This is a genomic window from Anabaena sp. EIM26 (genome assembly GCF_057568715.1).
Map to the genome: position 1 here is coordinate 1,678,717 of NZ_CM172472.1, position 12,013 is coordinate 1,690,729.

At 38.4% G+C, this 12,013-nt stretch carries 10 protein-coding genes; 5 read left to right on the forward strand and 5 right to left on the reverse strand.

What is annotated here, in order from left to right:
• Positions 1-5: 5 nt before the first annotated feature.
• The 3 genes from AC012T_RS07165 to AC012T_RS07175 all read left to right on the forward strand — a co-directional run bounded on the left by AC012T_RS07165 (position 6) and on the right by AC012T_RS07175 (position 2,067).
• Positions 6-893 (forward strand): ABC transporter permease, encoded by an 888-nt coding sequence (locus AC012T_RS07165; protein ID WP_487064356.1) that lies wholly within the window; start codon positions 6-8, stop codon positions 891-893.
• A gap of 112 nt (positions 894-1,005) precedes the next feature.
• Positions 1,006-1,167 carry a hypothetical protein gene (locus tag AC012T_RS07170; RefSeq protein WP_487064358.1) on the forward strand — a complete coding sequence of 54 codons (162 nt, stop codon included), beginning with the start codon at positions 1,006-1,008 and terminating at the stop codon, positions 1,165-1,167.
• Between the two features lie 15 nt (positions 1,168-1,182).
• Positions 1,183-2,067, forward strand: a complete 885-nt coding sequence (locus AC012T_RS07175; protein WP_487064360.1) for an ROK family protein — start codon at positions 1,183-1,185, stop codon at positions 2,065-2,067.
• A 49-nt stretch (positions 2,068-2,116) separates the two neighbouring features.
• On the opposite strand, the gene AC012T_RS07180 is transcribed toward AC012T_RS07175, so the two are convergent.
• The 3 genes from AC012T_RS07180 to pyrG form a co-directional block, all read right to left on the reverse strand.
• The gene (locus AC012T_RS07180) at positions 2,117-2,545 is read right to left on the reverse strand and encodes a hypothetical protein (RefSeq protein WP_487064362.1); all 429 of its coding nucleotides are present in this window, start codon (positions 2,543-2,545) and stop codon (positions 2,117-2,119) included.
• Complete coding sequence (locus tag AC012T_RS07185) at positions 2,530-2,727, reverse strand: hypothetical protein (protein WP_487064364.1); 198 nt, start codon at positions 2,725-2,727, stop codon at positions 2,530-2,532. The genes AC012T_RS07180 and AC012T_RS07185 overlap by 16 nt, the downstream gene beginning before the upstream one ends.
• A 161-nt stretch (positions 2,728-2,888) precedes the next feature.
• On the reverse strand, positions 2,889-4,526 hold the full coding sequence (gene pyrG, locus AC012T_RS07190; protein ID WP_487064366.1) for a CTP synthase: 1,638 nt from the start codon (positions 4,524-4,526) through the stop codon (positions 2,889-2,891).
• A 311-nt stretch (positions 4,527-4,837) separates the two neighbouring features.
• Here pyrG and AC012T_RS07195 point away from each other — a divergent pair, with 311 nt between their 5' ends.
• Together AC012T_RS07195 and AC012T_RS07200 are read left to right on the forward strand one after the other, a co-directional pair.
• Positions 4,838-6,592 (forward strand): N-acetylmuramoyl-L-alanine amidase family protein, encoded by a 1,755-nt coding sequence (locus AC012T_RS07195; protein ID WP_487064368.1) that lies wholly within the window; start codon positions 4,838-4,840, stop codon positions 6,590-6,592.
• Positions 6,593-6,741: 149 nt separating this feature from the next.
• The gene (locus tag AC012T_RS07200; RefSeq protein WP_487064370.1) at positions 6,742-8,493 is read left to right on the forward strand and encodes an N-acetylmuramoyl-L-alanine amidase; all 1,752 of its coding nucleotides are present in this window, start codon (positions 6,742-6,744) and stop codon (positions 8,491-8,493) included.
• A 22-nt stretch (positions 8,494-8,515) separates the two neighbouring features.
• On the opposite strand, the gene AC012T_RS07205 is transcribed toward AC012T_RS07200, so the two are convergent.
• Complete coding sequence (locus AC012T_RS07205) at positions 8,516-11,344, reverse strand: helicase-related protein (RefSeq protein ID WP_487064372.1); 2,829 nt, start codon at positions 11,342-11,344, stop codon at positions 8,516-8,518.
• A gap of 34 nt (positions 11,345-11,378) precedes the next feature.
• Positions 11,379-11,885, reverse strand: coding sequence for a DUF2085 domain-containing protein (locus AC012T_RS07210; RefSeq protein WP_487064374.1), 507 nt, complete (start codon positions 11,883-11,885; stop codon positions 11,379-11,381).
• Positions 11,886-12,013 lie beyond the last annotated feature (128 nt).

Sequence of the window (12,013 nt, forward strand, 5' to 3'; positions counted from 1 at the left end):
TTTCCATGACCATTACAAAACGTCGAATACCAAGTTTTTTTAATTTTGCTAAATCTAACCTATCCCAGCGATTTATGCTGATAGGGTTATGTATGACTTTATTTTTTATATTTTTAGCCTTTTTTGCACCTGTATTACAGGGTTGGGGGTGGCTACAAAATCCTAAAGAATTTCTCTCTAACCCTATTCATGAAGCACCTTCACTTAAACATTGGTTTGGTACAAGTCGTTTAGGTTATGATGTCTTTTCTCGGACTATATTTGGTGTCCAAGCAGCGCTGCAAGTAGTGATTTTAGCTACTGCACTAAGTATGGTAGTTGGTGTGCCTTTGGGGATGGTAAGTGGCTATTTGGGTGGAAAATTAGATAAAATATTGCTATTCCTGATGGATAGCATTTATACGCTACCAGGATTATTACTTTCCGTAACACTGGCATTTGTAGTGGGGAGAGGAATCTTGAATGCTGCGATCGCAATTAGTATCGCCTACATCCCCCAATATTATCGCGTAGTTCGCAACCACACCGTCAGCGTCAAAACCGAAGTTTACATCGAAGCCGCACAAGCAATGGGCGCTTCTACCTGGACTGTACTGTCACGCTATTTATTTTTTAACGTCATTCAAAGCGTTCCCGTCCTCTTTACTCTCAACGCCGCAGATGCCATATTAGTTTTAGGCGGTTTAGGATTTTTAGGGTTAGGATTGCCTGAAGAAGTTCCCGAATGGGGATATGATTTAAAACAAGCTCTCGAAGCACTACCCACAGGCATCTGGTGGACTACCCTTTTCCCTGGTTTAGCAATGACAATTATGGTTGTAGGGTTATCACTACTTGGTGAAGGGTTAAACGACTTTGTAAATCCTCGTCTAAGAAGAGAAAATAAGCAATAGTCATTGGTTATTAATCATCTAAACAGAACTAACAACTAACTGACGGTAGGGGTTCAGCAGTACTACACTCCTACAACTAGCAAACGAAAACTAACAAATACAAGAGTTTATTGTGAAAGATAATATTACTTTAATTGCTGCTGCCACAGGTGGGTTAATGCTTTCTGTAGCTTTATCTGGTATTTTAAAAGGCGCACCTGTGACAGATTGGCAACGGGTAAGTCATAATCCATACCCAGTAGCGAATGTGCGAATTATTAGCAAAAATCAATAGACTGGGTAATGGGTAATGGGTAATCAAGTAATTGGTATTGATTTGGGGGGAACTGCAATTAAACTAGGGCGATTTACAGAAGATGGTAATTGTTTACAATCTTTAACTGTGGATACTCCCCAACCGGCAACACCAGAAGCCGTATTATCTGCAATGGTGGATGCCATATTTCAAATCGACCCAGATAATCAAACTACAGCTATAGGTGTGGGAACTCCTGGCCCTGCTGACGCAACTGGACGTATTGCTAAAGTTGCTATTAATTTAGCAGGATGGCATGATGTACCTTTAGCAGATTGGTTAGAAGCAAAAACTGGAAAACCAACCATTTTAGCTAATGATGCTAACTGTGCAGGTTTAGGGGAAGCTTGGTTAGGTACTGGTCGTAATTTTGAAAATCTGATTTTACTAACTTTAGGGACTGGGGTTGGTGGTGCAATTATTCTTGATGGTAAATTATTTGTTGGTCATCAAGGTGCAGCAGCAGAATTAGGTTTAATCACCTTAAATCCCGATGGACCAATGTGCAGTAGTGGTAATCAAGGTTCTTTGGAACAGTATGCGTGTATATCCGCTATTCGTCGTCGCACTGGTAAAGAACCAGCAGAATTAGGCGCACTTGCCCAAGCTGGAGATGCTGAAGCATTGAATTTTTGGCAAGAATATGGCAAGGATTTAGGAATTGGTTTAACAAGTTTAATCTATGTTCTCACACCACAAGCAGTAATTATTGGTGGTGGTGTCAGTGCCAGTTTTGAATTTTTTCTACCATCAATGCAAGCCGAAATTGAAAAGCGTGTTCTACCTACTTCGCGTCTAGGTTTACAGATTTTACCAGCACAACTTGGTAACTCAGCGGGAATGGTAGGTGCTGCTAAATTAGCATTGACGAAGGTTTAGGAAACTGGGGTGAAAGTCTTTAACCCAATTACCAATCACCAATCACCAATCACCCATTACCAAAATAAAATCCTGTGTGTTTTTGCAGGAAGTAGATCACCTTTTCGTAAGATTCTGCATTATTTGTGGGGTTAATAATAATGGGAAAATTAATATCTGGTAGCCAAAAGGTTAACCTGCCATTTTGTTCCTGACAGAAAGAACTAATGTAGTTAAGATTAATTACATATTCTTTTCTTTCGTAGGTTATTTTTACCCAATAAGCATTTTCAGATTCTACTCCTTGGGCGTACTCTATATATTTGGAAATCTTCTGATAATCTTCCCAATTACTGTGCGGGTTAATAACTATAGGTATGTAACTATTGGGTAACCAAAAGGTAATTCTACCGTTTTTTTCATAGCAAAAAGTATTTACACGGTCAATATTAATTATGTATTCTTTCCTTTGATCTTGTATTTTTACCCAGTAAGCCACAAAATTGCCTCAACACAGACTACATATTTTTTTGTATCTCCTAAAGTAATTTTACCCAAATTCTGATTTTTGCTACATTTTGTATTTTTAGGTGAACTACCCACCACTGCAAGCGGTGCAGCGGGGGCTTCAAAACCGGTGAGGGTGTAAGATGGTGTTTGAAAAGTCTCCTTCCATGTCATGCTGAGGAACGTAGCATCTCAGTATGTGGGCTAAACTCCAGATTCTTCGTTGCGTAAGACTCCACATGGCTAACGCCACGCTATGCCTACGGCACACTACGTGAACGCGAACAGAATGACAAATTATACGTCCCTAAACTTTTCAAACATGCTCTAAGGGATTAAAAAACCTGGACTGGTTTTGGTGTAGTTGGGGTGGGATGAGTGCGGGAAATGGTAGCTTGCATGAATCCTTTAAATAAAGGATGGGGGCTGCTGGGACGGGATTGAAATTCTGGATGAAATTGACAAGCAAGGAAGAATGGATGATTGGGTAATTCGACAATTTCGACTAAACGCCCGTCGGGAGAAGTTCCACTAACAACATAGCCAGAATCTAACAATGGACTGCGATAAAGGTTGTTAAACTCATAGCGATGACGATGGCGTTCATAAATTACTTCTTCTTGATATAGGTCAAAGGCCAATGTACCCGGTTGAATGCGACAAGGATAAAGCCCTAAACGCATTGTTCCACCTAAATCAACTACATCTTGTTGTTCTGGTAACAAGTTAATAACAGGATTGGTGGTATAGGGGTCAAATTCGGCACTGTTAGCATCAACTAAGCCTTCGACATTTCTCGCCCATTCAATTACAGAACATTGCATTCCTAAGCATAAACCTAAGAAGGGGATTTGGCGATCGCGTGCGTATTTAATTGCCGCGATTTTACCATCTATGCCTCGGCTACCAAAACCACCGGGAACAACGATGCCATCAACACCTGCAAGATAGTTTTCTGGTGGTTCATTTTCCAACGCTTCGGAGTTTACCCACCGCAAACGCAAATCGCCATGAGTAGCAATAGCCGCATGGCGTAGGGATTCGACTACAGATAGGTAAGCATCACTTAAACGCACATATTTACCAACAATGGCAATTTCGATGCTGTGTTTAGGACTATACATCCGTTCTACCATTGTCTCCCACTGCGTCAAATTGGGTTGACGTTGTTCCATTTGCAGTAAATCTAAAGCTTGCTGTGCCAGTCCTTCCCGTTCTAAAATCAGGGGTACTTCATAGATACTACTAGCATCTTGGCAAGTGATGACGCATTCTACTGGGACATCACAAAATTCTGAGAGTTTTTGTTTTAAGCCGACAGGGATAGTGCGATCGCTCCGACATACTAAAATATCTGGTTGAATGCCTATTGATCTCAGTTCCTTGACAGAATGTTGTGTTGGCTTGGTTTTCATCTCACCGGCTGAGGCTATCCAAGGCAACAAGGTAACGTGCATATATAATACATTTTGCCGTCCTACCTCTTTGCGTAACTGGCGAATTGCTTCTAAAAATGGCAGTGATTCAATATCACCCACAGTTCCACCGATTTCAGTAATTACAGCAGAAGGATTGGTTTCTTTAGCAACTCTCAGAATCCGATCTTTAATTTCATTAGTAATATGAGGAATTACCTGTACAGTGCCGCCATTATAGTCCCCACGGCGTTCTTTATTAATCACTGACTGATAAATCAAGCCAGTAGTAACGCTGTTTAATCGGGACATTGAAGTATCAGTAAAGCGTTCGTAATGACCCAAGTCCAAATCTGTTTCTGCACCATCTTGGGTAACAAAAACTTCCCCATGTTGAAAGGGACTCATCGTACCTGGATCGACGTTAATATAGGGATCAAGTTTGAGAATAGATACCGAATAATCCCGCGATTTCAGCAATCGTCCCAAACTTGCTGCTACAATGCCTTTACCAATACTGGAAACAACGCCTCCAGTTACAAAGATAAACTTAGTCATAGTATTTTCAATTTCTAGTAACTTCTAAAAATACATCCCGTCTGTGGAAAGATAAAGCCTATACCTGAAGGCTAATGAAACATAGCACAAGTAACTAACTAACTAGTTAAAAAAGGTTTAAAAGCTGCTCAAACAAGCTGTCATCCCTTTTGCGTTCTGCCTACTTGCATTAGTATGAAGGATGAATTGTAACCCCAGGATAAATCGACGTGTTTTGTTCCGATTTATGGGCTTTTTTTTCATGCTTCATTCTTTATCCTTTATTACTCATTGTCTCACAGTCACCATCGTAAAATCTTCTGTGTTTTGCCGTGAAAAAAGTCTTAGGATTAGTAGTATTTAACTTTCTCTTCACTTCCTCCGTGGCTTTAGCACAAAGTTCTCTTCTAGTAGTTTTTCCCCTTATAAACTACCAAACCAGTACAGAAAAAATCTTTTTTATCGGTACAGCATCAGCAACTAGACAAGTTCTCATCAATGGTAAGCCGATTAAACACAGCAATTTTGGTCATTTTTCTCCCAGTTTGCCTTTGCAGTTAGGGGAGAATGTGTTTAAATTTCATTACCAAAATCAGAAACGAGACATTAAAATAACAACGCTTGCTACTCAACCAGAATTACCAGAGGGTTTAGGCTTTGCTAAAGATTCTTTAACTCCTGCTGTCGATATTGCTAGATTACCGGGAGAATTGATCTGTTTTGGGGCTGTTGCACCTCCTCAAGCTAGTGTCTCTGTCAAGGTGGCTAATCAAACAATTCCCTTGTCACTACAACCGTCACAGGCTCAATTACCTGCTAATTCCAGCGTATTGACAGGAAGAAATCAGCCAACTACCTCTAGTCCTAGCAAATATCAAGGCTGTACAACAGTGGCCAAAGTTGCCGATTTAGGACAACCTCTATTTAGTTTGACATTGAATGGTAATACTGCTACTCAACTTGGTCCGGGCAAAATTTCAATTCTGACACCTACACAACTGCCAGTTACTGAGATCATAGCCGCATCAGGTGTGGCTCGTACTGGGCCAAGTACCGATTATTCTCGACTGACACCATTACCAAAAGGAACAAGGGCAACAGTTACAGGTAGAGAGGGCGATTGGTTACGCTTAGATTATGGGGGTTGGATTAATAGTAAAGAAACCAGAATTATACCAGATGCAGTTACGCCACAAACAGTAATTCGTAGTGTCGGATATCGTCAGCGTGCAGGTAAGACAGAGATACTATTTCCCCTACAAGTGGCTGTGCCTGTGAGTATAGAACAGAGCGATAATCGCACTTTTAGTATCACTTTCCACAATACCACTGCCCAAACAGATACCATTCGTTTGGATGATAACCCCCTCATTTCTCGCCTGGATTGGCAACAGGTGACTCCCAATCAGGTCAAGTACACCTTGAACCTCAAAAAGCTCCAACAGTGGGGTTATAAGCTGAAATATGACAACACAACCCTAGTGTTGAGTTTGCGCCATGCACCTAATATTCACAACAGAAAACGCTTGCCTCTATCTGGCATCAAAATTGTACTCGATCCAGGACATGGTGGTAAAGAATCTGGTTCAAGTGGAGTGAAGGGGTATTTGGCAAAAGATGTAAATTTGGTGTTATCGAAGTTACTGCGGGATGAGTTGGTACAACGTGGTGCAGTGGTAGTGATGACAAGGGAGGATGATCGAGATGTTTCTTTAGTGGAACGTCAGGAGATAATTAGTCATGAAGAACCTGCCATTTCTCTTTCTATCCATTACAATTTTTTAGCTGATGATGGTAATGCCGAAAAAACTAGGGGTTTGGTTAGTTTTTGGTATCATTCCCAGGCACACAGCCCCGCTATATTTTTACATAACTACGTAGTTAACAAACACCGTGAACCTTCTATTGGTGTATTTTGGAATAATTTAGCCCTGACTCGTCCCTCTGCTGCACCTGCGGTATTATTAGAATTTCGTTTGATGAGTAATGCTCTGGAGTTAGAGGAGATAGTCAACTCTCAACAACAGAATAAATTAGCTAAAACTTTGGCTGATGGGGTGACTGAGTGGTTTAAGATGGTGAATTGAGGCTTGATGAAAAAGTTGTTTTGGTTAAGAGTAGGAGTCAGGATTCAGGATTCAGGATTCAGGAGGAAGAGTTAAAAAGCAGTTAGAAACTTCTAAAAATAGATTTCTTCTCATTGAGTTACTATCATTAAATATTTTGTATTTTTGCTGTGAAAAAACTTTTAGGATTAGTATCATTTAGCTTTATTCTCACCTCCTCCCTGGCTTTGGCACAACCACAACCATCACTTTTAGTGGTTTATCCTCCAGCCAATCACCAAACCAGTACAGAAAAAATATTTTTTATCGGTACAGCACCAGCAAATGGACAGGTTTTGATTAATGGTAAACCTGTTAATCGTAGCAAGGCTGGTCATTTTTCCCCTAGTTTCCCCTTGCAGTTGGGAGAAAATATATTTAAAGTTCGCTACCAAAATCAAGAACGCGAGGTTAAGGTAACAAGGCTTTCTACTCAACCTCAGTTACCAGATGGGTTAGGTTTTGCTAAAGATTCACTGACTCCCGCTGTTGATATTGCTAAACTACCAGGAGAACTGATTTGTTTTAGTGCGATCGCACCTCCGCAAGGTAATATCTCAGTGAAGTTGGCGAATCAAACTATTTCCTTGTCACCACAATCACCACAAGCAGAGTTACCCGCTAATTCCAGCATTTTAACCGGGCGCAATCAGGCTACTATTTCTAATATTAGTAAATACCAAGGTTGTACAACAATCGCAAATCCTGGGGATTTGGGACAACCTCTATTTAGTTTGACATTGAAGGGTAAGACGATCACCCAACTTGGTTCGGGAAAAGTGCAAATTCTAGCCCCAGAACGGTTAGCTGTTGCTGAGGTAATAGCCGCATCAGGTGTAGCACGGACGGGGACAAGTACCGATTATTCTCGACTGACACCCCTACCTCAAGGCACAAGGGCAACGGTTACAGGTACAGAAGGTGATTGGTTACGGTTAGATTATGGGGCTTGGATTAATAGTAAAGAAACCAAAATTATCCCCGGTGCAGTTCCCCCACAAACAGTAATCCGCAGTGTGGGCTATCGTCAATTAGCTGGAGTGACGGAGATGCGTTTTCCCTTGCAAGTGCCTGTACCTGTGAGTGTGGAACAGGGAAATAGCACTTTTGCTCTCACTCTCTACAATACTACTGCCCAAACAGATACAATTCGTCTGGATGATGATCCCCTCATTTCTCGCCTGGATTGGCAACAGGTGACTCCTACCCAGATTAAATACACCTTTAACCTCAAAAAGCTCCAACAATGGGGTTATAAGCTGAGATATGACAACACAACTCTGGTATTGAGTTTGCGTCATGCACCTAATATTCAGAATAGAAAACCCTTATCTGGCATCAAAATCTTACTTGATCCGGGTCATGGTGGTAAAGAATCTGGTGCAATTGGTCCAACGGGGTATCCAGAAAAAGATGTAAATTTGGTGGTTTCTAAATTACTGCGGGATGAGTTGGTGCAACGTGGTGCAAAGGTGGTGATGACAAGGGAAGATGATCGGGATGTGTCTTTAGTGGAACGTCAGGAGATAATTAGTAAAGAAGAACCTGCGATCGCTCTTTCCATCCATTATAATTCTCTACCTGATAATGGTGATGCAGAAAAAACCAAGGGATTTGGTAGTTTTTGGTATCATCCTCAAGCACACAGCCTAGCAATATTTTTACAAAATTACGTAGTTAACAAACTTCGTAAACCTTCCTATGGCGTATTTTGGAATAATTTAGCTTTAACTCGTCCTGCTGTTGCACCTTCGGTATTATTGGAATTGGGTTTTATGAGTAACCCTTATGAGTTTGAGGAGATAGTAAACCCCCAAGAACAGAAGAAAATGGCTAAAACGTTGGCGGACGGGGTGACTGAGTGGTTTAAAATGGCGAAATAGGATTATTTGATGAAAGCTTAAATTATGTGGATAAAAATTCTTTGATAGAATTTCCATTGTTTTTTGGATTCAAATATAATGTGCATTCTCTACTCACGTCTTCTTCAGGAATATTATTTTGCTCACACCATTTTCTAATAGCAATATCAGCTAATTCTTCTACTTTTTCTATATCTACTAAAGCAGCTTCAGAGTCAGGAGTACATTCAATTAAATTTAGAATAGACTCAGGTGAAGCAAATTGCAATTTTTCTTTTTCTTGATCATACAGTAATATTTCATAGTCATCTTGATTTTTTAAAAGAATATATAGAAGAGTAGATTTACCTGAATAATTTAAAGCACTAACCAAATCACTTTCAAGTTTTTCTGCATAATCACGATAAAATGAATCAAGTTTACAAGTATGTTGATAATAACGAGAAACGTCTTTGTCATCTGCCTCTTCAAAATTCAAAATTACCGTTTCAACTTTAGTATCAGAGGCAAAATCTGGCATCTTAATTAATTGGTTATTATCAGATGTTAAAACAGGTAAATCAGTTAATTTTCGAGATTCTTCATGGCGTTGCATTAACTTATCCCAACGTTTACCTATATCTACCAATTCATCTTGGACTTCCGTTGTTTCTGCAAGAATTGGAATAAAAGTATATATTCTTACAGTCCTAAAATCATCCCAAAGCCTTAAAATTCTTCCGGCTCTTTGAATCGGCTCAATAGGAGTCCATGCTATGTCATAATTAACCACAACTGAGGCATCTTGCATATTAACGCCAATGCCATAATTATCAGTAGTTATAAATATATCACAAGTATCTTCACCATTTGATAAACTATTATTGGCAATGGGGGCAAATTTTTGAATTGCTTTTTCTACAGTTTTTAAATTTTTTGTTTGATATTCAGTATCTTTAGTTTTTTCAATCGTGCTAAATATTCTTAAAGATGGCTTTAACGATGTAATTGCTTTTTCTAAATAGAAAACAGTAGGATAACGTTCACAAAAAATAACTAATTTTTCTTGAGGACAGTGAAAATCTAAAATCTTCAGCAAATTCTGAAGTTTTTTATCTTGTGACTGCTCTAATTTATTTAGCTTATTAATAATTGGATTTAAAACTTCTTGACGTTCTTTTTGTGAAATAAAAAATTCAGACTTCTCCAAAATAAATGCTTTTTTTCCTCCAGGGGTATCAACAACACGCTCTAAACTTTCTTTTAATACTAAAGGAGAACTTGCCCAGTCTTTTTTGATCTGAGTAACAATATTTTTTCGATATATAGGATGAGATACGTTTAAATCAAAATAACCTTGAGTGATTACTGAAGTTAAATCAGATTCCAAAATTACAGGAAAAGAAATAGTATAAAGATGAACATCAGGAAAATATTTTTTTTGTTTTCCAAACTTGATATAACGTCCTTTTTCATCTAATTGACCATAATATTTTGCGACGTGGGGAGTTGTTAATTGGTGAGCAACAGGTAATTGTATAAATTGACTTGGTTCTTCAATTTTCCAAGCACGAGCATCATCAAAAAAATCTGGAGTTAAAACATAACTTCTGGATGTGTGAGGTAATAAATGAAGTTGAACATTAATATTATCAATATCTGTAGCATAGGGTGAACCTGTTAATAATAAAACTTTTATTTTCTCTGAGTTTCCAGTTTTATTCACAAGTTCATTGATTCTAGTAAATGCCTTTCTTTCTCTTCTTTTTTCAATTTTAGAATATTTATTTCCAAATTGATCTGAATAACGCTTTCTTAGCTTATGACTTTCATCAAGTATTAATAAATAACGTCCTTCTCCTGATATAATATCTTCAATAAACTCATCCCAAATATCGAGACCACCTGCTTGAGTTGAATCTTCTTTATCTAAAGTTTCTAATGTCAAATAATCAGCATGGATACTAGCATCTCGCATTTCCTTACGCCAACTGTTTTTAACGGGATTAGGGCAAATAATAATTACTTTATCAATAAAATCTTCTGCTTTTAATTGCACAGCAATTAAAGTTCCCATCACAGTTTTACCTAGTCCTGTTGAAGCAACTAACATTGAGCCACCATGTTCATAAATTTGGCTTAATGTTAAAGAAATCATATCTTGTTGATAGATGAGAGGCTTTTTACTATAAGTAGTTTTAACAGGTTTAATTTGTTCTAAAGCTAATATAGTTTTTAGATAAATATCCCAAGGTGTAGCAAATTTTAACCATTTCAACAAAATTTCTAACAGGTCTTGGGTTAAATCGTAAGCATTAATAAAATAATCATCAAATTCCTGAACTAATGCTATTACCTCTGATTTTTTATTAATAATATTTCCGCCTTCAACTTGCTCCATTAATCCTTTTCCAGTTAAATTTGAGGAGGTTTGAATAGCTAATTTCTCATCAATAATATAAAGTTTATTATGGTGATCTTTTGCCCTAGCATCAACAATTTCAAATTGATTAGACTGTATTTTTTCCACAAGGTCACGAACTGCTTTTCTTCTATCTCTGTCTAATCCTGTTCGCAAATCTCTCATTATCTCTTGAACTAGAGCCATTCTTGCTCGTTCTTCACCAGGATCATCTAAGCCAACTAAAAGATAGGTTTTTTTACCTGTAGTGTAACGACGGACTAAGTTCCATCCTTTAATTGTAAAAAAGCCTGTAGCAATCCTAATTTCTTGTTTAGATTTTTGTAGCGATTCAATAATATACTTTAATGATTTACCTGAGTCAAACCAACTTAAACGATTTTCATTTTTACGTTGACTTTCAAATTTACCAACTTGATGTTCCACAATCACTCCTCTTTCATAATCTTCATTTTTGATAGATTTTGTCAATGCATAAGTCCTAGTTTAATTAAATTGGGAGTAACTACTTCCCATTCTCCCAATTATGAAAAATTGGCATAGTAAATAAACCCCAAGCCAAACCTGTAATCAAACCAAAAGGGGTAACAATGTAGTTGTTAAAATCCCACAAACCGAAAATTTGCGCTGCTAACTCCAGTGGGTATGCCATCATCAATACACTAGCAAACGCTCCACCATTCCAGCCGTATTGATGTAGCCAATAAAAACCCTTACCACCAGTTAAACCATACAAAATCCGAGTTATCAACAAACCCGTTACTGTCCCATAACAGCGCATACAAACCGCCATAATAAACGGTGGTGCTAACTCCAAACCAAGGGTAGGTTGCGGACAAACATGATTACCCATAAAGTAAATGATGTCCGCAATACCCGGAAGCAAAAACACACCAGACGCAGCTAAAAAAGGAGCAATAGGGGGGCCAAAAACCATCCCAGCTAATAGGAAATCAGCAACAAAACTCACCCAATTAACCGATAAATCTCTTGACAAAATAACTTTTTGCATCTTCTTGTTGTTTTGTTTGTTGTGTAAAACCGTAAGGATTCAGAATACAGAATGTTTGATATAGCAGGGAAGAGGGAACATGAAGAGAAAAATATTCTTATCCTTCCTTCTAACTCCTTCTAACTCCT